Genomic DNA, 22,971 nt, shown 5'->3' with positions numbered 1-22,971 from the left:
CAGCCGAAATGGACGTGAACCTTTTCTCTCCGACAACGTTTAGGACTTAGTCGGCATTCAAACCTCAGAGGAAAATCATGATCAAGTTCACACAGGCAGTCTGGCTAGCGCTCGCTCTGCTCCTAATAGCCTGCAGTAATGACGCCTCAGAGTCGGTGCCTGTTGGCGATGAGCCGGTGATTGAAGAATTGAAGACGGACGATCCGGGAACTGATGAGACAGAGAAGGCCGTATCCACCCCGGAAGAAAGCGAGCCCGAAACAAACGGGTTTCAAAGCGCCTATTCCAATCTTAACCTAGAAAATTGCGAAGTTATCGACAGTAACGCTGAAAGTACCGATAAAACATATAAATGTGATGGCTACCAAAATATGAGCGTTTTTGCGCGCGACGGGGATGGCCGTTTCACGCTCGCAGCCGGGCAAACTCCGGATTTTCTTGTCGAGCGCCAGCCCTTTAATACCCCCGGAGAAAAAATCGAATGGCGCCTAAAAGACGGCGAGCCTCACGCAATTATTTATAGACTTAATTTTCAAGGCTCCAAACCGGACGAACCGGGAGAGGGAGTTTTAGTCGTCGCTTCATTGCCAGCCAATGGTCAGAGCGGCTGCGCGCAAGCTTTGGTGAAACAAGGATCTGATCAGCTCAGCGCCGCCAGACGATATGCCGATATGATTAATGGAGAATCAGATTGCCCGAATGAGCCAGCTATTCTCGGGGGTGAGCAATAGAGCCTTACGCCGCCAAAACGCCGCGTTTCGCCATATAGATGAATTGTCCGGCATCATTGAGGCGACGCGTCACCAACCCTCGGTTTTTCAGACAATTCAAATGCGCTATACTTTCGCCTACGGCCATAATTCGGTTGCTATCTGTAATTTCGCGCCGGAATAGAACAGAATAAACCCCTGTTGCCAAACGAGGCTTATCACAAAACTCAAGTAAGCGTTGGAGCGCTTTCTCGTGGTGTTCAATCAGCTTATCCAGGCGTTTGTGTGCGCCTCGGAACGGGATTCCATGAGCCGGGCCGATTAACGCGTCGTGTGGCAGTTCCAGCTTCAAACGGTGGCAAGAGGAGATCCAATCTTCTAGTGGATTGCCTTCGGGCTCGGTCGGCCAAACACTCACATTCGAACTGATATTAGGCAGGAGTTGATCGCCGCTCAGGCAGAGATTGAGTTCGGGGCAATACAGGCAGGCGTGTTCAGGCGAGTGACCGGAACCGATAACAACGCGCCATTCGCGCCCGCCAATCTGGCCCAATTCGCCGTCGACCAAGCGGTCATAGCTCTGCGGCAATTCTGAAATCGCCTTTCCGAAACCGCCAAAACGCTGCTTGTAAAGCTCTAGCTGTGCGTCCGTAAATCCCGCCTTTTTATAAAACCGTAAACTTTCCGGCGGAGCCGCTTGACCCGTATCCGCCGCCATCAATCGGCAGAGAAAATATTCCCCCCGCGTCATCAGGAGCGGCGCGCCAAATTCCCGGCATATCCATCCGGCAAGGCCAGTGTGATCCGGATGAAGATGCGTACAAATTACGCGGTTGATCGGCCGTCCGCCCATCAGCTCACGGAAATGCTTGCGCCAGATTTCCTTGCTGTCACGATTGCCAATCCCCGTATCGACAACAACCCAGCCATCGCCGTCGCGCAGAGCCCAGAGGTTGATGTGATCCAGCCCCGCCATCGGCAGAGCGAATCGAAGCCAGAAAATACCATCGGCAATTTCGCGTACGTCACCCGGCTGAGGCGTCTCATCCGTAATAAACTCAAGCTTGGGAAGAGGCGAGCGATCCGGCACCATGGATTGGTCGGCAGGTTGTTTCACAGCAGATCTTGTCATAGCCCATCATACGCTAAACAGGATCAAAAGCCACATGACATTGCGCATAGTCTGCATGTTTCAATGAAATCAAAAGCGAAATGATCATGCGATTAGGAAGAGGGCGGGAATGTGCCTCTGACCACACGGGGCGCAATGGTGGTCAGAGGCGAAGGTTGAAAACCCGAAGGTCTTCACCGACTCCTCTATATGGCCGGAGCATAAAATTGTCACGTCATAAAAACGTGATTTACTGTGAACTTCTCAAATAGGCCGAATTCAGTCCGTCCAATGGGTGACTTTATCGCGCATATTTGGGCGGTCTCGCGGCGTGGCAGGCAGCTCCGGCGTGCCGATATAAATATATCCCGCCACCCGTTCATCTCCGTTTAGCCCCAATGCTTTATTGACCGCTTCGTCATAGCCATACCATTCTGTCAGCCACTGCGCGCCAAATCCGTGGGCCTGAGCGGCCAAGCACATATTCAGACAAACGGCTCCGGCCGAAAGCTCTTGCTCCCATTGCGGCGTGCCGCGCGGGCATTCTACCGGAGAAGAAATCACAGCGATAACAACGGGAGCGCGTAAGAATCTTTCCCCCTCAAATATCGCCCGGTCTTCCGGCATGTCAGGATTGTCGCGAATAAAGGCAGAGGCGATGTGGCGGCCAAAGCGGGCACGGGCCTCACCTCGAAACACAACGAAACGCCAAGGCTCCAATTTTCGGTGATCAGGGACCCGCGCAGCAATTTTCAGTATTTCTCCAATTTGTGTTTCCGTTGGCCCCGGTTCGCTCATTACCTTTGCCAGATTAGATCGGCGCGTTTTCAGAAATTCAATTAGATCCGGTTTTTTGGACGGAAGGGGGAAAGTCTTTTGCGAGTCAGTCATAGCTCCTCTATAGCGGAGTTCGACCAAGGAGAACAATTGCAATGACATCACCTGAAAAATTATCCCCGGAAGACGCCCTTGCTGATTTGGGCCTCAGCCTACCAGAGGCCGCCGCGCCCGTGGCCAATTACGTGCCCTTCGTTATCAGTGGCAATCTCGTCTTTATCTCCGGACAAATTTCGAAAATTGGGGACAATTTGATTGGCGGCTGTCTCGGCGAAGACCTGACAATAGAAAAAGGACAGGACGCGGCCCGCCTGTCAGCCCTAAACCTCATGGCTCAAATGAAAGCCGCGTGCGGAGGCGATCTTTCCCGAGTCAAACGCATTGTCAAACTTGGCGGCTTCGTTCAAGCGACTTCAAATGCCACTGAAGCCGATATTCCAAAGGTCATAAATGGTTGTTCTGACCTAATGGTGGAAGTCTTCGGCGACGCCGGGCGGCATGCCCGTTTCGCCGTCAGCGCGCCGAGTCTGCCGCTAGATGTGGCAGTAGAAATCGACGCGATTATAGAAATAGATGTTTAAGGCGCGCTGACTTTCAGCTTTGCCGCCTGATCCAGTTCAAATGCGCTATGCAGGGCCCGGACAGCGAGCTCTGTATATTCGGCGTCGATGAGAACAGAAATCTTGATCTCGGACGTGGCGATAACTTTCACGTTGATATTGCGCTTCGCTAAAGCTTCAAACATTGTTTGCGCCACGCCTGTATGCGACCGCATCCCAATGCCGACAACAGAAACCTTCGTCACATCTGAGTCCGATTTTACCCCCTCAAAGCCTATGTCCTCCTTCGATTTTTCGAGAGCGGCGAGGGCTTTTTCAAGATCCCGCTTTCCGACAGTATATGTCAGGTTGGCCGCACGGTCACTTTTGGAGATACCCTGAACAATCATGTCCACGATAACATTGGCTTCGGCCATTGCCTTACAGACCTTGGCCACCATGCCGGGTTGATCTTTCAGGCGCAGCAAAGTTATTTGCGCTTCGTCGCGTGAATAGGCGACGCCGCTTACGACACGTTCTTCCATGGTTTCGTCCTCATGACAGACTAGGGTTCCGGGGTTCTCTTCACCATCTGCTGCCATACTGGTCAGCACACGGATCGGAAGATTATAATTCATAGCCAATTCGACAGATCGCGTCTGTAAAACTTTCGCGCCGAGACTGGCCAATTCAAGCATTTCTTCAAAAGCAATTTGGTTGAGACGCCGGGCGTCCTTGGCAATTCGGGGGTCGGTCGTATAGATACCGTCCACATCAGTATAAATATCGCATCGATCTGCTTTCAACGCGACCGCCAAAGCCACTGCGGACGTATCGGACCCGCCGCGCCCTAATGTCGAGATTCGTCTTTGCTCATTCACACCTTGGAATCCTGCGACCACAGCAATATTGCCGTCCGCCAGAGACGGGCCAATGGCGGAACTTTCAATTTCAGCAATCCGCGCCATAGAATGGGCCATGTCGGTTCTAAGGGGGATTTGCCATCCGAGCCAGCTCCGCGCGCGAAGCCCACGCCGGCGTAAGGCAATCGCCAGAAGCCCGGAGGTGACTTGCTCTCCGCTAGCGACAATCGAGTCATATTCATCCTCAATCGCGTCGCCCCATTTCTTCCCGTCTGGGCCGGCATCGGCGTCCAGTTCATCGACCAGAGCGACCAAACGGTTGGTTTCTCCGCTCATGGCCGAAACGACCACAGCCACTTCATTTCCGCCCTTAGCCTCTTCCTCGACGAGAGAGGCAACATGGCGGATTCGTTCCAGATTAGCGACAGACGTGCCGCCGAATTTCATGACAATACGGGCCATTGGATATTTCGCGTTAAACCTTGTTATAAATCAGCGAGCTTGTGGCGCGGATACGCTAATTTTTCAACTCCAATCAGCTATATTCTTCCGCATTGAGGGTTGTTTTCTGCTGATTCCGGCAAGTTTTTCTAATCCACTGGGACAAAAACGGCTAAACTGACTGAAACCAGCGGGAATAAGCGTTGAAAGGCTAAAAATTGATATCTCGAAAAGCTCTTCTTTTACGACTTGCTTTGATTTGTGGCCTTTATTTCGGGCTATTATATTTTGGTGGAGTGTGGGGGTGGCGTCTTCTCTATCCAGTGCGATTATTCGTCACCTTTCTTCATGAATTTGGACACGCTTTCGGCGCTTTAATCAGCGGCGGCTCGGTCGAGTATATACGGATCAATCCGGATAGCGGCGGATTGACCGTGACGCGGGGCGGCTCCCCCGGTCTAATCATCTTGGGAGGATATCTCGGGAGCGTCTTTTTTGGAAATATGCTGGTCTTTATTGGCGCCGCTAGACCCAAATGGATCAAACCCACATTGGGAGCGATTATTGCGATAATGGCCGTGACGGGTATCGTCTGGTTCAATTCCATTTTCACATTTATAATTTTGGGGCTCTTCGCTTCTTTATTGTATTTCGTCGGGTTCAAAACGCGCTATGGACGGGACTGCTTGTTTGTGATGGGCGTACTCAGCCTTCTTTACATTCTACAAGACACAGCCCATGGCCCGTCCTCTGACTTGCAGGCATTCGAGATGGAAATCGGTCTGTTTCCGGCGGATGTTTGGATGGTTTTGTGGCTTTGTCTTGCCCTGATATTCGCCGCGGTTAACCTCAAATTCCTCATCCGCTCGCCGGGGCCGCCGGACAGAAGTTGAACGCAAGCGGTTATTTATGAGTTTAACTATTCCCGTTTCAGATCTATCGCCGGAAAAATATAATTGATTAGAATGTCGTTTGTCTCTGATGACTGATTATAATTTCCGGCTGTCAGGACGAGAATTGTTTCCCCCTCATTCAGCAAGACAACTTTCTGTCCGCCATTGCCGCTAAGCTGCGGCGTTTGAATTTCCTGGCCGTCAAAATTCACATATCTTTTCCAGAATAGATAGCCATAAGGCGTATCGCCAATGCGGGATTGTTCTGCCTCAAGAGCCTTAACCCACTCTGAAGAAACAATTTGCTGCCCCTTCCATTCGCCGTTCTGAGCGATAAGGACCCCTATTTTCAAAAAGTCACGAGAGCGGAGCCAGGCTTGCGTATAATTGTTAATGTTGGATCGATCCGGGCGAAAGTCCCATTCATATGCCCCAAAGCCGAGCGGTTGGAATAAGTTTTCATCCGCAAAGTCACGCAAAGGCTGATTGGATGCTTTTTCGACCAGACGGCCCAGAATAGCCGAATTGGCGGAGCAGTAATATCCGACCTTTCCCGGTTCATTTTGCATCGGCAGATCAAGGCCAAATTTCACCCAGTCCTCGGAATAGATCATTTTACTTTCATTTCCGGGACTGTCGCCGTCCCAGTCATTACAGTCGAGACCGGAGGACATGGACAAAAGATCCCCAACAGTAATCGCCTGTTTTCGAGGATCCATATTTTCCAAATCATAGTCGTCAAAATAAGTCAGGATGGGCGTCTCTGCGGACGGGATATAGCCTTTATCAATCGCAATGCCGATCAGTAGGGCTTTTAAGGTTTTTGTGGCCGAGCGAAGTTGGTGGGGCTTGTCCTGATGATGTTCATAAAAATATTCTTCGAAGACCAAATCCCCTTTGTCATAGAGGAGCACGCTATGCGTATTGGGGTATTGTCCGGCGTAAATAGCCTCCGTCAGATCAGAGAGATTGACCCGTAACTCAGAGCCCTCTTCAAGAGCTCTTACAGACAAACCGTTTTCCTCCTCCGTCGGGGCCTGATATTGATAAGAGCCAGTTTGTTCTTCAGGACGGACCGTCCAGATAGTCGCGGGAAGTTTTCCCTCTGCGTCAATTAATTTGAATATTTTCGGGTCCGCTTCGGCGGAGGGGCCTTCCCTATAGCCTATGATCTGACCCTTTGTGTCCCGTACAAATTCAACGGGTATGTCCCCTGTATTCAGGAAAACATCCTTGCTCTCAGGTCTGAGCGGATAGCGCGCTCCGTTTATATCGGCGTAAAGTAATTCGCGTTCCGGCCCGGCAACGATAATCAGTGTGGTGTCATTCTCATATTCGTAAAGACCTTCATATTCGGCCAGAGGTTTGGCCGCGACCTCTGATATTTTAGCGTCCGAAGCTTTGGAATCCCGCAGCGGCGCCTCCGCAGAGCAGGCGCCGAGCAAGATAGCCGCAGTAAATGAAGTCCAAATTTTCATAAAACATCCCCTTTCCGTCGTTCATATAACGAGAGACCCAAAATTAAAGAGCGAAAATGAAGGTCCCGGGGTTTTATTTTGCGAAAGCCGTCTGCGTCAGAACGGCTCTTCCCCCAAACCTATTTTGGCCTTAAACGTAGCCACCATATGGCCTATTCCGAAAAAGCTCCCGAACATCTCTCTTCTGTCTCTGTTGATCCGATGGAGATGGACAGTTTCTCGCGCATGGCGGCGGATTGGTGGGACCCAAACGGCCCGTTCAAACCGCTCCATATCATGAACGGAGCGCGGCTTGGGTTTATTCGCGATACGCTTTGCGATCATTTTCACCGCGATCCGGAGGCGGCAGAGCCGCTTAAGGGGCTGCGTCTTCTCGATATTGGGTGCGGCGGCGGACTTCTTTGTGAACCCATGGTGCGGATGGGCGCGGACGTCACAGGCGTGGACGCGCTGGAGAAGACCCTGAAAACGGCCAAGACCCATGCCGAACAGGTCGGCGTAGATGTCAATTATATTCACGGCACGGTCGAGCAGCTTATTGAGAGCGGCGAAAAGCCTTTTGACGGCGTTCTGAATATGGAAGTGATAGAACATGTCGTCAGCCCCGGTGATTTCATCGCCGATTGCGCGAAAATGGTGCGGCCCGGCGGTCTGATGATTACCTCGACGATCAACCGTAGCTTCAAAGCCTTTGCCTTTGCTATTGTCGGCGCAGAGTATATTTTGCGCTGGCTTCCACGCGGAACGCATCAATATGAAAAGCTGGTCAAACCCCGTGAAATGCAGCGATATCTCAAAGACGCCGGGCTGACGCCGGAGCCCTCCATCGGAATGTCCTTAAATCCTCTCTCCAATAATTGGAAATTTACGGACGATCTGGGGATAAATTATGTGACTGTGGGTAAATTTCTTAATTAATGTTCTATTAACTAATTCGCTTAATTAAGCGCAAACTTTCAACGTCGCAATTAAGTCATTTTTCTTAATGATTATAACAACCTAATAGGTTAACGCGCGTTAACCATCTTGACACATAGTTAATGGAACCGAATGACTCTGGTAAGCATTATCCTGTGTATAAGTCTGTGAAAGGACGAGGTTATGGAACACAGAAAAATAAAAACGGCCCCTATTAGCGCTTTTAAATCCCTTCAGGCCCCGATTTTATGCGGTCAGACCTTGAACGACGTAAAAACGCTTGAACGCTCCATTTTGGAATTCGGGCTCATATCGCCTCTCATTGTCTCGGCTGCAAACAACCGCCTCGTCATCATAGAGGGTAAAAAGCGTTTTGCCGCGATTAAACGTCTGGCCTTTTCGGGAAATCTCCCCCGCAGTCTTGTAAATATTCCTTACATTCTGACAGAAGAAGCGAAAGAGATGGACTTTCATACCGCCTCAGTGCTGTCCGGTCGTGAGCTGTATCAAGCCGTCATGACCCTGAAGGATAAGGGTGTTGCAATAGAGGAGATTGCAGGCCGCCTTTATCTTGACCGCCGCTCGATAGTTGAAATAATTAGCCTCTCTAGGTTGTCAGATAAGATGCGCCAAGCTTTCTTCTCTGGGACAATTTCGTTCGATCAAGCTCTTGCCTTTACGGCTCTGCCGGACACTAAGGCGCAAGAAGAACTCTTAGTAGAACTTGGCCCGTTTGCGAAACCCCGGGTCATCTTGGAGACTATCAGAGAGAATAGCATCCGCGTCGAAGAAAAATGGACAGAAGAACTGGAGGCGGATATACTCGTCTTGCCGATTTCCCAAAATCATTTCCTTGAAAACAGCTACACGGACTACGCTCACATTTCCCCCAGAGAGGCCGCTTAGTGTAGCTTTTTATCATTGGTCTTGCCCTCTTGCGGCACGCAAGCCTCGGGAAGAGGCGCAATACCGACCCCTTCTTCGGCGAGTTCTGAGGCTTCGCGCGGCGAGGCTTTTCCGTATATGCCGCGGCTTTCTTTTTCCCCGTAATGCATGGCCCGTGCTTCGTCCGCGAACTTATCGCCGACATTTTCACAGTTCTTGCGAATTTCCGCTTTGACGGCCTCAGCCACTTTCTTGGCTTCCGCGCTCATGACGGACAGAGCCTTCTGCTTCGTCTCTCGTCTTTGCTCTTTCTTCCGCGACGTCGACACATTCGGCGCCATAATCGCTTTTTTCACCTGGGACGTTGCGCAGACCGCGCAGCATAGTAAGCCGTCTTTTTCCTGCCGGTCATAATCAGACGAATTGGAAAACCACGCCTCAAAGACGTGTTCGTTTTTGCATATAAGGTCATAACGGATCATATATCTAATTTAAGTTCGCCGGGGCGGCTTTCCAAGGTTTATCGGAAGAAGGGCTTAGAAAGGCCGCGTATCCGCCCAGGCCGGGATGCGTTTTCGCGCTTTACTCACCTGGGATAAATCAATTTCGGCTACCACGTGACCCGGGCGGTCATGGTCGAGCTCGGCAACTATCTCTCCCCAAGGATCGATCACTTTGGAACGGCCCCAAGTCCGACGCCCGTCCTCATGCGCGCCGCCTTGCGCGGCAGCAAGAACATAACTGCCCGATTCGATCGCCCGCGCCCGCAAGAGTATATCCCAATGCGCGCGCCCGGTCGGCACCGTGAAGGCCGCCGGAATCGTAACAATTTCAGCCCCTTCTTGCGCGTAATAGCGATAGAGCGCCGGAAAGCGCAAATCATAGCAGATGGACAGACCGATTTTCGTCTGCCCGACTGCTGTCATGACCGGGCCTTCGCCCGCCGTGTAGGTCGAAGACTCACGATAGCTCTCTGTGTCAGACACCTGAGCATCAAAAAGATGGATTTTATCGTAGCATGCTTTGATGACCCCGTCCGGAGTGAAGTGGAAAGCGCGATTGGCAATCTTCTCCCCTTCTTTTAGGGCCATAGACCCAATCAAGAGGTCAATTTCCAGCTCTTTGGCTAAATCGGCAAAAGCTCTTACCGCAGGCTCTTTATCCTGTGGGGATATTTTAGAGAGCAAGTCTTCTTTATGTTTTTGAACCAAATGGGTCATTTCCGGCGTCGCAACGAGCGCCGCCCCATCAGCCGCCGCAGCGCGGATCAGCCGTGACGTTTCCGCAATATTTTCGCTAACCGTTATTCCGGAGCAAAGCTGAACAAGACCCACTTTCATAAATTAGGCCGCCAATAGCGGATCGAGACCGCCTTTTTCATCCAACGCATATAGGTCGTCACAGCCGCCAATATGTTTGTCATCAATGAAGATTTGCGGGAACGTATTTGCACCGCCGGAGCGTTCACGCATCTCGGCCCGTTTATTCGGATCCATAGAGGCTGGAATGTTTATCACCTCCACCCCTTTTCTTTTCAGAAGCGCTTTGGCGCGAATACAGAAAGGGCATCCCATTTTTGAATACATCTCAACTTTTGCCATCAAAAGCGTCCTTATTTTGCGAGTCGTTTTGACTCCGCTGTTCTCTAATTACTCGAGCGAGACATAGAGCGTCTACCCGATTTGCGCCAGAGCGTAGCAGCACAGAGGCGCAGGCGTCTAGGGTCGCCCCGGTTGTCATGACATCGTCAATCAAAACAATATTTGCGCCGCTTACTCGGTCTTGTTTACCTTCTTTTACAGCGAAAGCGCCCTGAACATTGCGTTTACGTCCCGCCGCCGACTGTCCGCCCTGAGACGCGGTGGCCCGAATGCGGCGAAGACTGTCCGGCTCAAATGACGCATTTGTAATGCGGGCCAGCGCGCGTCCAAGAAGGGTTGATTGGTTGTATCGCCGTCTTATCCGCCGCGTCCGGTGTAGAGGCACCGGCACAATTATATCCGCATCCGGCAGAAAGCCCCGTCCGGCCCGCCGGAGCTGAGCTGCAAACCGCGACAGATTTTCCGTCCGGCCTCCATGTTTGAAAGAAAGGATTATATCTCGGGACGCGTCATTATAAACTAAGGCAGCGCGAGCAGAGGTATATCGCGGGGGCCTGGCAAGACAACCGGCGCAGAGCGCGCCCTCGCCCACCGCATACTCAAACGGAAAGCCGCATTTGTGGCAACAAGGCTCATCCAGATATTGAATATCTTCCCAGTCCTTATCACTCTTGCTGAACGGGTCCTGCGGCGGCAAAACAATATCCAGCCCCGCTCTTGTCACTCCCCTTGTGACAGATTGCACCGCCCTGAACGCTTCCCTTTTGCCCATGTCCCCCTCATATACGGGTCATGGAAGAAACGAAAGTCCCACAGATTTTTGATGAAAAGGCTCAATCTCTTGCGCGTAAGCGCGCTCAGTCCCGCATGGCGAAAACTGGTCCGTCCTTCCTGCTCATCCGCGCGGCAGAAGACGCCGCCTCGCGCATTGCCGATATCAATCGGCAGTTTGAACGCGGCGTGGTGCTTTCTTCGGTAGATATGCGGGACACGATTATTTCCGAACTTCCCGCGGGCCGTCAGCCGAAAAACCTAGATTGGTATGACAGCCTAGAAGCGATGAACGGCGAATATGACCTCATCATCAGCCTGTTGGAATTACAAACAGAAAACGACCTGCCGGGCGCTTTGGTTCGCTTGCGGCACAATCTGAAAGCCGACGGTCTCTTCACCGCCGCGCTCTTTGGGGGTGATAGCCTCTCCGATTTGCGACAAACTCTCTATACCGTCGACAGCGCCGTGTTTGGCGGGGCGACAGCGCGGGTCTATCCGATGATAGACCACCACCAAGCCGCCGCGCTTTTGGGCCGGGCCGGACTCAACCTGCCCGTCGTTGATAAAGACCGGGTCAAGGTGAGTTATGGCAAATTGGAAACTGTGGTGAGCGACCTGCGCGATCTCGGCCTGACCAATACGCTGACGGCCCGCCACAAAGCGCCACTCCCGAAAGGCTATTTACAAGCTATCAAAGCCGCTTATCCGAAAACAGATGACGGAAAATTCCCCGCCCAATTCGAAATCCTCTGGCTCACGGGCTGGAGTCCGCATGAAAGCCAGCAAAAGCCACTCAAGCCCGGAAGCGCAAAAATGCGCCTCGCCGACGCGTTAGGGACGCAGGAGAAGAAGGTTTGATCTCTCCCTGCGCCGAGAAATTGGCACAGCCCCAAATCGGATACTAATTAAACCGCAAACCGCTTTCGGCTCGGCAACCTATCCGCCAATTCCTGAGCTAATTCCACATCCGCTTCGACTAAATCTAACTCGACAATCTGGCTCGGGTAGAGCCATTTAATGCCCTGCCCCTCTTTCGGCATCGCAAAACCATCCCATTGGCGGCAGAGATAGAGCGGCATGAAGAGGTGGAAATCCGGATAGGCGTAAGAGGTAAAAGAGAAAGGTTGAAGACAGCTTTCGCACGGCTCAAGCCCCAATTCTTCGCGCAGTTCGCGGTTGACCGCTTGCTCCGGGGTTTCGCCTTCTTCGACCTTACCGCCGGGGAATTCCCATTTCCCGGCATGGGGTTTTCCGGCTGGGCGGCGCGTTATCAAAACGCGCCCATCTGCGTCTATCATCGCGGCCGCCGCCACGTAAATGACGGGGCGCTTATTTGGTGTTTCTAACATTTAATTAGCTTCTGTAATCGGCGTTGATGTCGATATAGCCATGAGTCAAATCGCAGCTATAGACTTCCGCTTCCCCGTCGCCGAGCCCCAAATCCACACGAATATCTATCTCCGCCTCTTTCATATAGGCCGCGCCTTGCGCCTCTGTATAATCCGGCGCCGCTTCGCCGCGTTCGGCCAAGAGGTGCGGCCCCATCCAGATGGAAAGTTTGTCGCGTTCGGCGGGCTCGCCCGCTTTTCCGACCGCCATGACGATGCGCCCCCAATTGGCGTCCTGTCCTGCAATCGCAGTTTTGACGAGCGGGGAATTGGCGATACTCATCGCGACTTTTTTGGCGGATTTATCTGACGCCGCGCCGGAGACATGAACCGTGACAAATTTAGTCAGCCCTTCTCCGTCCTTGACGATTTGCAGAGCCAGATCCTTCATCACGGCATTAAGAGCTTGCTTGAATCCCGTCAAGCACGGCTCATTTGCGTCTTCGCACACCGCATTCCCCGCTTGGCCGCTGGCCAGCAATAGGAGCGTGTCAGAGGTGGAGGTATCGCTATCGACCGTGATGGCGTTAAAACTTGTCTCCACCAATTCGGAAAGCATCGACTGCAGTGCTACCTTCGAAATGGCCGCATCTGTCGCGATATATGCGAGCATAGTCCCCATATCTGGCGCGATCATGCCGGAGCCTTTGGCGATGCCGTTAATGGTGACTTTCGTTCCTTTGATCTCCGCCGCCGCCGTGGCGCCTTTGGCGTGGGTGTCCGTTGTCATGATCGCCTTGGCGGCGTCTTGCCACCCATCGGCACGTAAGTTTTTATTTATCTCCGGAAATTTATCGACGAGTTTTGACGCCTCGAGCGGCACGCCGATCACCCCTGTCGAGGCGAGCTGAATAGTTTCTGCGTCCACGCCGAAAACATCTGCCGCGCCTTTGGCTGTTTGAATGACCGCGTCACGGCTTTTTTGGCCGCCAAAGACATTGGCTGTACCGGAATTAACAATAACCAGGCACGGTCCGTCAGTCTCGGCGCCAAGAGCCTTACGTGACCAATCCACCGGCGCGCCAGGGCAAAGGTTTTTAGTAAAAACCCCAGCTAGAGCCGTTCCCGCCTCTGCGCGGAGCACCCAAAGATCGGTTCGGCCTTTATAGCGCACACCCGCTTCCGCCGTTGCCATAGCAAACCCCTTTATTGGCGGCAGGTGTGGAAAGGTGTCAGGGGCGAAAGGAGAGAGTTTATAGTCAGCCATCTTGATCTTCTGTAATTGTTTCGCCCTCTTTGACTTCATCAACCTGTTCCGGGAGCTTTACCTCCCCTTCCGGCGTGAGAGCATAAAAGGTTTCTATTTCGCTTTCGTTTCTCAGGTCTTCCAACAAAGATTGAATCGCATCAAAAGTCATGAATTTTACGATATTGGGACGAAGCTCTTCGAGGCTTTGCTGAGGAGGTGCGCGGCGGTTTTGTACTTCGGCAATGTGCCAGCCTTGAGAGGTCTCAAACGGCTCTGTGCGCTCGCCCACAGGGGTTGAAAATACAACACGGGTAAAATCCCGGCTTAGCATGTCACGAGAAAACCAACCCAGATCACCACCCTTTTCGCGCGTCCCCTCATCTGTGCTGACCGAACGGGCTAGTTCAGCAAATCCCTGTCCTTCGGAAAGCGCCGTGACAACGGCTTGCGCAGAAGCCTCATCGCTAAGTAAAATATGCCTTGCGCGAATTTCATCGCCGCGATCCACCAGCTCTGACTGTTGGTCATACATACGATGAATTGTCCGATCATTCACCGTTTTCTTGAGGTGCTCTTCTACAAGAACATTACTCAGGATACGTTCGCGAGCGGCCGCTAGGCGGCGCTTATTTTCAGGGGTCTTGTCTAAGCCACGGCGGATGGCCGCCTCTGCCAAAAGGCGTTGATCAATCAACTCATCTAAAAGGGTCTGAAAGGACGGATCGGATTGCGGCAGCCTCTCATCCGCTGTGATTAAGCCTCTCTCGGCCGCCATGCGCTCTACATCTGCCTGATAAAGGGTAGTGCCGTCCACTTTGGCAATCTCGATCCTGTCAGAACGAGCGGTTTCATCTATGACGGTTGGATCCGTTTCATTGGCATTTTTTTGGCAAGCGCCCAAGGCAAGTCCTAAAGTGATTGTCAGGGTAAAAAATAATCTGGACATGGCATCTACCTCCTCTCGGACCTTTCCTTAGATTCCAGCAAGTTTTAGCAAGCTTAATGCAGGATATCTGGCCCAATTTATTGACTTACCAAGGGAGGCTTCCTAAGTCGACACAAAGAATGACCGGGCCTTTGAATACTCGCCGCGGAGAACCGCCCCGAATATTCCTGACCCCCGCACAATATCAGGACTTTTCATGTTAGGCATCGCCAAGAAGATTTTCGGGACTGAAAACGACCGAACGATAAAGAAACTTCGTCCTCTGGTTCAAAAGATCAATGATCTTGAGCCAAAGTTCGAAGCGATGAACGATGACGCGCTCAAAGGCCAAACCGACGTCTATAAACAACGCCTGGCGGACGGCGAAAGTCTGGACGACCTCCTCCCTGAAGCTTTTGCCACCGTACGCGAAGCCGCTAAACGCACCCTCGGGCAACGCCACTATGATGTGCAGCTCATTGGCGGCATTACGCTTCATCGCGGCCAAGTCGCGGAAATGCGTACAGGTGAAGGTAAAACTCTTGTTTCCACGCTTGCGGCCTATCTCAACGCCTTAAACGGTAAGGGCGTGCATATTGTGACGGTCAATGACTATTTGGCTAAGCGCGACGCCGAATGGATGGGCCAGATTTACGGCTTTCTCGGTATGACTGTGGACTGCATCAACAATTACGAAGCCTTCGGCAATCAGCGCAAAGCCGCTTATAATTGCGATATCACTTACGGCACGAACAATGAATTCGGCTTTGATTATCTGCGGGATAATATGAAATTCTCCGTCGAGGAAATGGCGCAGCGCGGCCATGTCTATACTATTATCGATGAAATTGATTCCATTTTGATCGACGAAGCGCGGACGCCATTAATTATTTCCGGCCCGACAGATGACAAATCGGAGCTTTACCGCACAATTGACGGAATCATCCCTCTTATCGACGAAGAAGGCTATGACGTTGACGAAAAGGCCCGCACCGCGACCTTTAACGAAGAAGGCAATGAACAGATCGAAGACCTTCTCAATGAACGCGGCCTGTTCGAGGGTGAGAGCTTATATGACGTCGAAAACGTCACCGTAGTGCACCACATCAACCAAGCCCTGAAAGCGCATAAGCTTTATGTGCGCGACAAAGATTATATCGTAAAAAATGACGAAGTCGTCTTAATTGACGAATTTACAGGCCGAATGATGGATGGCCGCCGTCTGTCAGACGGCTTGCATCAAGCGATTGAGGCGAAAGAAAACGTCGACATCAAACCTGAAAACGTCACCATGGCGTCCGTCACGCTTCAGAATTACTTCCGTCTTTATGACAAACTCTCCGGCATGACCGGAACGGCCGAAACCGAAGCTGGAGAATTTGCCGAAACTTACGGCCTCGAAGTTCTCGTTATCCCGACCAACCGCCCCATTCAGCGGATCGACGATGAAGACGTGATTTACCGCACGGAGCAGGAAAAGTTCAAAGCCATTGTCGATGACATCGAAGAGAAATCCGCCAAGGGCCAACCCATTCTTGTTGGTACTGTCTCTATTGAAAAGTCAGAACGCCTGTCGGAATATCTGACCCAGCGCGACGTGCCGCACCGGGTGCTCAATGCCCGCTTCCACGATCAGGAAGCCTCTATCGTGGCGCAGGCCGGCGTGCCCGGCGCGGTCACGATTGCGACCAATATGGCCGGTCGCGGGACCGATATTCAGCTGGGCGGCAATCTGGAAATGCGCGCACATCAGGAAATCCCAGAAACCGCCACGGAAGACGTGCGCCAAGAACAGGAAGCCAAAATCAAGGCCGAAATCGCCGAGCTCAAAGAAAAAGCACTAAAAGCCGGCGGTCTTTACGTCCTCGGGACAGAGCGCCATGAAAGCCGCCGGATTGACAATCAGCTTCGCGGCCGGACAGGGCGTCAGGGCGATCCGGGCCGGTCGAAATTCTATCTCTCCACCGAAGACGACCTTATGCGAATCTTCGGCGGCGACCGTTTGAAATCCATGATGAGCTCAATGAAGTTTGAAGAGGGCGAGCATCTCACCAACCGCTTTATGTCCAAAGCTGTGGAGCGCGCTCAAGTTCGGGTCGAACAACGCAATTTCGATATTCGGAAAAACCTGCTGAAATATGACGATGTCATGAATGATCAGCGCAGAACTATTTTTGAACAGCGCATGGAATTCATGACGGATGATGACGTTTCTGACGTAATCGAAGATTTCCGCCATCAGCTCTCCGAAGACCTGATCGCAACTCACATCCCCAAAAAAGCTTACGCCGAGCAATGGGATGTCGAAGGCCTAAATGTCGCTATCAAAGAAGCGATTTTAATGGATGTGCCATTCGATAAATGGGCTCAGGAAGAAGGCATTGCCGACGAAGAAATGCTCACTCGTTTGAAAAAAGCAGGCGATGATGCGTTTGACCAACTTTCTAGCGGTCTTGATGATTCTGAAATGCTCCGGGCTCAAAAACAAATCCTATTGCAGGTTATCGACAAAAACTGGCGCGAACATTTGCAGCAGCTCGACAGCCTGAAATCGGTTATTGGAATGCGGGCTTATGGCCAGCGTGATCCGCTGAATGAATATAAATCCGAAGCCTTCACCCTGTTTGACAATTTGCTTACTAGCCTGCGCGAAGACGTTACAAAGGCGATGATGAACCTGCTCCTGAACGTGCAAATGCAAAGACAGCAGCGAGCTCAAAATGAGCAGCAAGCCGCCACGCAACAGGCGGCGCAAAACGCTTCTCGGACTTTAAAAAATGAAGCCGGCCAAGCCAGCCCTTCGGCCGCACGCCGCGCCAGATCGCCAATGGATATGGTCGGGACTGCCACGGCGGCGGCAGGGTCTTCTGCGCCAGAAGCCTCTTCTTCGGAGACCTCTTCAAAGTCTGATCCAAAGACGGCCTCAACAGGGGAGCTGACCAAAAAACAACTAATAGGCGTTAGCCGGAACTCTCTGTGCCCGTGCGGCTCTGGCAAAAAATTCAAGCATTGCCACGGGAAGCTTTAATCAAGCGGCTGAGGTATAATATCAAAACCACCCCTTTTAGTGTGGTTTTAAATGCGCGGTTCGTTTGCTTAGACGAATCTAAATTGCAAGCTTCCGGCCTTTAAGTCTTGTGTAATCCAGGTTTATTGGCGCGGGCGGCGACCCCGGCCTTCCGGTCGTCCCTGCTCTTCGCTCGGACGTGACCTTTCGCCTTGCGGCGCAGCAAAAGCGACGATCATTTCTGATCGCTCAAGGCGTCCATCGCTATTTCTGTCTAATTTCTCAAATTCCGTTTCAATTTGACTTCTAAATTCGGCCTTTGAGATGATGCCGTTAAAGTCGTGATCGAAGGCTATGAAACTGGGCGACGCGTCGGTAGACCCCAAGTTTTCCATGCTCCATTTTCTGAAATTAATGGCACTTGGGCTGCGCTCGAAAGTTGCCCATTCCGATTTAATGCCTTGATCAATCTCGGTAAAGGAAGTCGCTCTGTCACCGTTTGTATCCATACCGATAAATAACCCCGAAATGGGGAAAAGAAATATTCCAGAGGCACGTTCTGGCCCGTTTGACTGTCTCTCTTTTGGGGGTGTGCCCCTGCGATCTGGTTTGGTCGCGCAGGCCGAGAGGCTCAGGCTCGCAACTATTAACATCGTTAAAAACTTGTTGGAATTATTTACAGCGGAAAAACTCATGGAAAAACTCTTGTGTGAGACTGGGGAATTTTGCATTCGAGGGACCGGGGAAGTGGAGAGACATTCACTAGAGAGGTCTTATTCAATGTCATTGTTTTCAGCCCTTCAATAAGGAACGAAACAAGTTTAAATTATACTTTCGTTCAAACGAAGCGATAGGTAGCGCAGTGCGTCTACGCAACTTACAAAAGTCTCACGAAGAGGTTGTAATCTTTTAGCGAAAAAGCGGTCACGTTTTGTCCACTTTGAGGTCATACTCAAACGGGTTTATGAAAACACCATTGCGCCCACTGTTTGTCCGATTTCAATCGGTTTCAAAAGTTATATCAAACACCATGCGAGCAATATTTGTGGCAATGGTTTCTATTCTTGCGGTCTCGATCTCCCTGAATAAGGTTTCGTACTCTGCGGGGGAAACGACGCGCATCGCCCATCGAGGATAGGCCCGCTTGGGCTCTACGGTCCAGACCTCGGAAAGAATGTCTGTATGCCGATCATCGTTCAAAATTTCTTTTCTCAGCGGATCGACATTCGGTTCATCACCTTCCAGCAGCTGCATAACGGAGTCGCCATTTGTAATTAAGAATCCGGACAACCCAAGGCGTTGGTTTTTCTTCACGAAACCTCGTGCCATTTCATGAATTTCGTCTTCGGTCTTAAAACTTGTGAACTTACTCCTATAGAGCCAAGTTTTCACGCCCACTTTATTCGATGTCATCAAACTCAACTCTGTTTTTAATCTATACTAAGCCCGTATATACTGAAATGCACTGAACATTCTAGAAGTTCAGACGCCACGTTTTGTCATGGACTGAAAATGACGATCCGCTTGATCTTCGAATGAAACAATGCACTCACTTAAAAACTTATACTAACCTATATTTCAATCCAATCTCGTAAAATCAAACTGCCTTTAAACTTCAGTTCGACTAGGCGCTTTAATTCTCATTCAGGCAACAGGCTCGGCGGTTTAAAGTCCATCAACCCTGATTGCCTCATTTGGGGTATTTTTTACCTTATCCGCTAACAAAAAGAGTGCAAGCTCGCAACAGCTCAACGATTTTTGCCCCTTTCGGTAAAAATTGCCCCCTCGGTGGTTTGCCGTCCATATGCCTTTAATTTGCGCACAAAACCCGTGCGCAAGGCTCGATTTGATCCGTTTATGGAGCCGTTTTGTCGCCAAGCCGTTTCGCGCCTCCTAACCAAAGCTGTGTTTTTTTCACACGGTATCCACGAAGGGGTGCCTTAATTTTCAGGTTTGATGAGGAGACCATAATGAAAAAATATATCGCAACCGCAATATTGTTAGGTGCCACAGCCCTCGCACCTGCCAGCTTCGCGCAAGACAAGGTTCTTGGCTATACAGTCGGTGTGGACGCCGTAACGGAATATGTCTTTCGCGGCGTGAGCTTGGGCGCTGAGTCCATTCAGCCTTATGCGGAAGTGTCCTACGGTAACTTTACGGCCGGGACTTGGTTTTCTACAGGCGTAGGATCGGACTCTGTCTTCCAAGGCGACGAAGTTGACTTCTACGCCGGATACAGCGTGCCGCTCGAAGGCGATATTAGCCTCGATATTGGCGGGACCTATTATTACTATCCCCAAGGCGGCGCGCTGCTGCAAACGAAGGGCGGTAACGCCGGTAGTTACGAAGTCTCTGCAAGCGTCGGATTTGGCGCCGTGCCTTTGGCGCCTTCTGTCACGGCATATTATGACTTCACCTTCGAAGCCTTTACTTTAGAGGGCTCTGTCGGACACAGTTTCCCAATGTCGGAAGGCTTGAGTTTTGATCTAGGCGGCACTATCGGTCTCGTCGAACCGGATGGTGGAAGTGGTTATCAATGGGCCCAAGCCTCAGCCGCGATTTCTCAAGCAGTTACGGATTCTGCAGCTATTTATATAGGCGGGAATTTCGTCGTGAACTCAGACGATAACACGCTGGATTTCAAAGATGGCTATGATGATGACAGCATGCTCTTCTTTGGCACGGGTATTTCCAGCAGCTTCTAGGAAAACTTGTTTCCTGGGGAGGGACGCCCTGTCACTTGCGAGTGACAGGGCTTTTTTATGGAAGGATCTAATTTAAGGATCGTCCGATATTTAAAAACTTTTCCCGGCGTTGTTGAAGACGCTCTTTGGAAGAAAGGTCCGATACTTCCTTCAGCTCTCGCATAATCGCCGCGCCAACAGTTTTAATTGCCGTGTCCGGCATACGGTGCGCCCCGCCGACAGGTTCTTTGATGATGGTGTCGATAATGCCGAGACGCTTCAAATCTTGCGCCGTGATTTTCATCGCTTTTGCCGCATCTTCGGCTTTCTTTCCGTCACGCCAGAGAATAGACGCACAGCCTTCTGGCGAAATGACAGAATATATAGAATGCTCGAGCATCATTACCCGGTCGGCGGTGGCAATTGCAACCGCTCCACCGGAGCCGCCTTCGCCAGTGATAATGGACAGGAACGGCACACGTAAGGAAAGGCCCCGGTCAATAGAGCGCGCAATAGCTTCAGCTTGGCCGCGTTCTTCGGCGCCGCGCCCTGGATAAGCCCCCGCCGTGTCAACAAAACTGATAACTGGAATAGAAAAACGCTCGGCCATGTCCATCAACCGAACAGATTTGCGATAACCTTCTGGGTTAGCCATGCCAAAATTATGATGCAGCCTTGTATCCGTATCATGGCCTTTTTCATGACCCATTACGACGACGGATTGTCCGCGAATTTTACCTAATCCGCCAAGCAGGGCGTTGTCATCGCCATACTTCCTGTCTCCGGCCAAGGGAGTATAATCCGTAACTAGAGATTTTATATATGCGCTGTAATGTGGCCGGTTTTCATGTCTCGCCACCCGGGTCTTTTCCCAAGGGCCAAGATTTTTATAAAGCTTTTTGAGCTGTTCCTGTGATTTAGCTCGCAAATCCTCGAGTCCCGGGGCGGCCTCGCCCTCACTCACGATCAGATCTGCGATTTTAGCCTCGATCTCGGCCAGAGGCCGCTCAAAGTCCAGATAAGGTTTCGCCATTTATGGGCTCCAAAACGAAGTTTGAGCGGGCCGTATAAACGGTCTGCCGCATTTCACAAGCCATCACGGCGCAATGCGCGTTTCTTGCTTGTCAATCTAGAGCGGGCCGAGGAAATCCATCGCGGCCAATCGCCCGGAATATTGCGTCAGTCCGGCCTGCTGAAGGGCTTCAACAATATAAGCCATGTCCGACGCGCTGAGGTCGGAACTGTCCAGACGCGGGGCTACTCGCAAAATCAATTGCGCGACTGTCCGCGCTTTGGCGTTGGCGCTCAGTACAGCCCGATCTCCCGCCGTCATATCATTCCCGTCGCTCAAGAATTTCGCGCCAGGGAGAGTTTCAGCCGCAGCTTCGGAGAGCTGCGCCCCTAGCGCCAGCGCCAGCAAGGCATCGCGTTTGGCGCGGTCATTTTCCGGGGCTTTTAGGCGTTCATCAATATCGCTGCCCATTTGCCCCAGAAGAAAACCATTACCGAGGGCGTCAGCCGCCAGAGCAATCCGGGCTCTTTCCACCCCGTTAGGTAGGGCGTCATAGAGCCCTTGCAGCATACCGACATCACCGCGTTGAACGGCGGCCCGGGCAAACAGTCCGAGATCAGACCTCGCCTGAACTTGTGCGGGCCAAGATTGGATAGAGCCTGACATAAGCGAGATAAACCGTTGCCGCGTCCGAATGTCGGGAGCGCGCTCCAATAGTGCCGCAAAAGATTTTGCCGCGCTTTCAGGGTCTCCTGTTGCCTTCGAAAGCAAGAAGAGCTGAGCTGTACCTTGCGCTGAAGGGTCAGCCGAAGCAGAATTATAATCGAAACTAGGGCCAAGAACGGGGTTCTCTAGATCAAAAGCAAGGTCCGAAAAGACTTTCGAAATCTGGGCGTCGCTCAATTGATTGGAGAAGGTGTATAGCGCCGCCAAACGCAAATCGGGATCAGCTTGTGGATCAAGAGCCTGGCCGGGGCGGGCTGCATCCAATTTCACCGAAGCTTCATCATAGAGCGCTTGAGTAATTGGGTCATTTACGTCGGTCGCATTAGGCAGCTTCTTGCTCGCGCCGCTCATCACGCTGACCAATGCATAATAGGCGTCATTCTCATACCCATCGGATCGAAGTAAATCCGTTGTCAGTTCTGCCGCCGCAAATTCATCGCGTCTCAAATGACACAGCGTTCTCAAACGAGACCAAAAAAGACTGGCTCGATTTTCGGTAATTGTATCTGAAAGGTTACACGCAGTCGCCACATCTGCGCCGCGCAAAGCAAGTTCCGCCTGCACCATGGGAGCCCGCCCCGCCGCGCCGCTGCGGCTGACTAATGTGTTCAAGGTTTCCGTATCGGCAATCTGGCTTATGGCTTCCAGCTTGGCGGATTCATATAGACGCACATCTTCTTCGGTGCCTTTAGGCGGAACGCCGGAGGATAAAAGGACAGCCCGCAACATGTCCTGCACAAGCGGATCCGTACTGTTTAAAGGAGCTGTTTCAATCAAGCCTTGGGCGACACTTGCAGACGTTCCCTGCCAGAGGCTTGGATCCAGTCCGCCGGATTGAACGTCTAACACACCCGCATCAAACGCCACAGGAGCGTCCAAAGTGCCCTGTTCAATCGTTTGGGAATAAGCCGGGGCACTTAAAGTGCAAACCGCGAAGGCCCCAAGCGCAGTTCTGAGGAGTAAATGTCTCATAGTCGCAAATCCCGTAGG

Annotated in this window: 23 protein-coding genes; 8 read left to right on the top strand and 15 right to left on the bottom strand. The window is 51.7% G+C overall.

The window, feature by feature from the left end; genetic code table 11:
• Window positions 1–77: 77 nt before the first annotated feature.
• Window positions 78–731: a hypothetical protein gene (locus ACNA05_RS04285; protein ID WP_415810164.1), complete on the top strand. Its 654-nt coding sequence runs from the start codon at window positions 78–80 to the stop codon at window positions 729–731.
• Window positions 732–735: 4 nt separating this feature from the next.
• Here ACNA05_RS04285 and ACNA05_RS04280 read toward each other — a convergent pair whose 3' ends face one another.
• Both ACNA05_RS04280 and ACNA05_RS04275 read right to left on the bottom strand, forming a co-directional pair.
• Window positions 736–1,842 (bottom strand): MBL fold metallo-hydrolase, encoded by a 1,107-nt coding sequence (locus ACNA05_RS04280; RefSeq protein WP_415810163.1) that lies wholly within the window; start codon window positions 1,840–1,842, stop codon window positions 736–738.
• A gap of 258 nt (window positions 1,843–2,100) precedes the next feature.
• Window positions 2,101–2,712, bottom strand: a complete 612-nt coding sequence (locus ACNA05_RS04275) for a nitroreductase family protein (RefSeq protein WP_415810162.1) — start codon at window positions 2,710–2,712, stop codon at window positions 2,101–2,103.
• Window positions 2,713–2,753: 41 nt separating this feature from the next.
• Here ACNA05_RS04275 and ACNA05_RS04270 point away from each other — a divergent pair, with 41 nt between their 5' ends.
• On the top strand, window positions 2,754–3,239 hold the full coding sequence (locus ACNA05_RS04270; RefSeq protein ID WP_415810161.1) for a RidA family protein: 486 nt from the start codon (window positions 2,754–2,756) through the stop codon (window positions 3,237–3,239).
• Here the strand turns inward: ACNA05_RS04270 and ACNA05_RS04265 are convergent.
• On the bottom strand, window positions 3,236–4,522 hold the full coding sequence (locus ACNA05_RS04265; protein WP_415810160.1) for an aspartate kinase: 1,287 nt from the start codon (window positions 4,520–4,522) through the stop codon (window positions 3,236–3,238). The genes ACNA05_RS04270 and ACNA05_RS04265 overlap by 4 nt on opposite strands.
• 275 nt (window positions 4,523–4,797) lie before the next feature.
• Between ACNA05_RS04265 and ACNA05_RS04260 the strand changes: the two genes are divergently transcribed.
• Window positions 4,798–5,394 carry a M50 family metallopeptidase gene (locus tag ACNA05_RS04260; RefSeq protein ID WP_415810761.1) on the top strand — a complete coding sequence of 199 codons (597 nt, stop codon included), beginning with the start codon at window positions 4,798–4,800 and terminating at the stop codon, window positions 5,392–5,394.
• A 26-nt stretch (window positions 5,395–5,420) separates the two neighbouring features.
• On the opposite strand, the gene ACNA05_RS04255 is transcribed toward ACNA05_RS04260, so the two are convergent.
• On the bottom strand, window positions 5,421–6,872 hold the full coding sequence (locus ACNA05_RS04255) for a serine hydrolase domain-containing protein (RefSeq protein ID WP_415810159.1): 1,452 nt from the start codon (window positions 6,870–6,872) through the stop codon (window positions 5,421–5,423).
• Between the two features lie 147 nt (window positions 6,873–7,019).
• On the opposite strand from ACNA05_RS04255, the gene ubiG reads away from it, so the two are divergent.
• Entirely contained in the window at window positions 7,020–7,790 is a 771-nt protein-coding gene (gene ubiG, locus ACNA05_RS04250; protein ID WP_415810760.1) for a bifunctional 2-polyprenyl-6-hydroxyphenol methylase/3-demethylubiquinol 3-O-methyltransferase UbiG, read from the top strand.
• Between the two features lie 183 nt (window positions 7,791–7,973).
• On the top strand, window positions 7,974–8,696 hold the full coding sequence (locus tag ACNA05_RS04245; protein ID WP_415810158.1) for a ParB/RepB/Spo0J family partition protein: 723 nt from the start codon (window positions 7,974–7,976) through the stop codon (window positions 8,694–8,696).
• Here ACNA05_RS04245 and ACNA05_RS04240 read toward each other — a convergent pair.
• From ACNA05_RS04240 to ACNA05_RS04225, 4 genes are read right to left on the bottom strand one after another with little or no spacing between them, the layout of a single operon-like run.
• Window positions 8,693–9,157 (bottom strand): DUF1178 family protein, encoded by a 465-nt coding sequence (locus ACNA05_RS04240; RefSeq protein ID WP_415810157.1) that lies wholly within the window; start codon window positions 9,155–9,157, stop codon window positions 8,693–8,695. The genes ACNA05_RS04245 and ACNA05_RS04240 overlap by 4 nt on opposite strands.
• Window positions 9,158–9,211: 54 nt before the next feature.
• Complete coding sequence (locus tag ACNA05_RS04235) at window positions 9,212–10,015, bottom strand: carbon-nitrogen hydrolase family protein (RefSeq protein ID WP_415810156.1); 804 nt, start codon at window positions 10,013–10,015, stop codon at window positions 9,212–9,214.
• A gap of 3 nt (window positions 10,016–10,018) precedes the next feature.
• A complete protein-coding gene (grxC, locus tag ACNA05_RS04230) occupies window positions 10,019–10,276 on the bottom strand; it encodes a glutaredoxin 3 (protein ID WP_415810155.1) in 258 nt (85 codons plus the stop codon).
• Window positions 10,263–11,048 (bottom strand): ComF family protein, encoded by a 786-nt coding sequence (locus ACNA05_RS04225; RefSeq protein WP_415810154.1) that lies wholly within the window; start codon window positions 11,046–11,048, stop codon window positions 10,263–10,265. The genes grxC and ACNA05_RS04225 overlap by 14 nt, the downstream gene beginning before the upstream one ends.
• 20 nt (window positions 11,049–11,068) lie before the next feature.
• On the opposite strand from ACNA05_RS04225, the gene ACNA05_RS04220 reads away from it, so the two are divergent.
• On the top strand, window positions 11,069–11,908 hold the full coding sequence (locus ACNA05_RS04220) for an SAM-dependent methyltransferase (RefSeq protein WP_415810153.1): 840 nt from the start codon (window positions 11,069–11,071) through the stop codon (window positions 11,906–11,908).
• Between the two features lie 47 nt (window positions 11,909–11,955).
• Here ACNA05_RS04220 and mutT read toward each other — a convergent pair whose 3' ends face one another.
• Genes mutT through ACNA05_RS04205 form a run of 3 tightly spaced genes read right to left on the bottom strand, consistent with a single transcriptional unit; the run spans window position 11,956 to window position 14,573 of the window.
• Complete coding sequence (mutT, locus tag ACNA05_RS04215; protein ID WP_415810152.1) at window positions 11,956–12,399, bottom strand: 8-oxo-dGTP diphosphatase MutT; 444 nt, start codon at window positions 12,397–12,399, stop codon at window positions 11,956–11,958.
• Between the two features lie 4 nt (window positions 12,400–12,403).
• A complete protein-coding gene (gene argJ, locus ACNA05_RS04210) occupies window positions 12,404–13,645 on the bottom strand; it encodes a bifunctional glutamate N-acetyltransferase/amino-acid acetyltransferase ArgJ (protein WP_415810151.1) in 1,242 nt (413 codons plus the stop codon).
• Entirely contained in the window at window positions 13,638–14,573 is a 936-nt protein-coding gene (locus ACNA05_RS04205; RefSeq protein WP_415810150.1) for a foldase protein PrsA, read from the bottom strand. The genes argJ and ACNA05_RS04205 overlap by 8 nt, the downstream gene beginning before the upstream one ends.
• 196 nt (window positions 14,574–14,769) lie before the next feature.
• Between ACNA05_RS04205 and secA the strand changes: the two genes are divergently transcribed.
• Window positions 14,770–17,580 carry a preprotein translocase subunit SecA gene (gene secA / locus ACNA05_RS04200; protein ID WP_415810149.1) on the top strand — a complete coding sequence of 937 codons (2,811 nt, stop codon included), beginning with the start codon at window positions 14,770–14,772 and terminating at the stop codon, window positions 17,578–17,580.
• 122 nt (window positions 17,581–17,702) lie between these two features.
• Here secA and ACNA05_RS04195 read toward each other — a convergent pair whose 3' ends face one another.
• On the bottom strand, window positions 17,703–18,254 hold the full coding sequence (locus ACNA05_RS04195) for an EF-hand domain-containing protein (RefSeq protein ID WP_415810148.1): 552 nt from the start codon (window positions 18,252–18,254) through the stop codon (window positions 17,703–17,705).
• A gap of 304 nt (window positions 18,255–18,558) precedes the next feature.
• The gene (locus ACNA05_RS04190; protein WP_415810147.1) at window positions 18,559–18,972 is read right to left on the bottom strand and encodes a BLUF domain-containing protein; all 414 of its coding nucleotides are present in this window, start codon (window positions 18,970–18,972) and stop codon (window positions 18,559–18,561) included.
• 557 nt (window positions 18,973–19,529) lie between these two features.
• Here ACNA05_RS04190 and ACNA05_RS04185 point away from each other — a divergent pair.
• Window positions 19,530–20,264 (top strand): TorF family putative porin, encoded by a 735-nt coding sequence (locus ACNA05_RS04185; RefSeq protein WP_415810146.1) that lies wholly within the window; start codon window positions 19,530–19,532, stop codon window positions 20,262–20,264.
• A gap of 67 nt (window positions 20,265–20,331) precedes the next feature.
• On the opposite strand, the gene ACNA05_RS04180 is transcribed toward ACNA05_RS04185, so the two are convergent.
• Complete coding sequence (locus tag ACNA05_RS04180) at window positions 20,332–21,276, bottom strand: acetyl-CoA carboxylase carboxyltransferase subunit alpha (RefSeq protein WP_415810145.1); 945 nt, start codon at window positions 21,274–21,276, stop codon at window positions 20,332–20,334.
• A 96-nt stretch (window positions 21,277–21,372) separates the two neighbouring features.
• Window positions 21,373–22,953 carry a hypothetical protein gene (locus ACNA05_RS04175; RefSeq protein WP_415810144.1) on the bottom strand — a complete coding sequence of 527 codons (1,581 nt, stop codon included), beginning with the start codon at window positions 22,951–22,953 and terminating at the stop codon, window positions 21,373–21,375.
• Window positions 22,954–22,971 lie beyond the last annotated feature (18 nt).

It is taken from the genome of Litorimonas haliclonae (assembly GCF_965138505.1).
Lineage (GTDB): Bacteria > Pseudomonadota > Alphaproteobacteria > Caulobacterales > Maricaulaceae > Litorimonas > Litorimonas haliclonae.
Note: the sequence above shows the minus strand (reverse complement) of the source record. Positions and strands in the feature narration are given on the sequence as shown.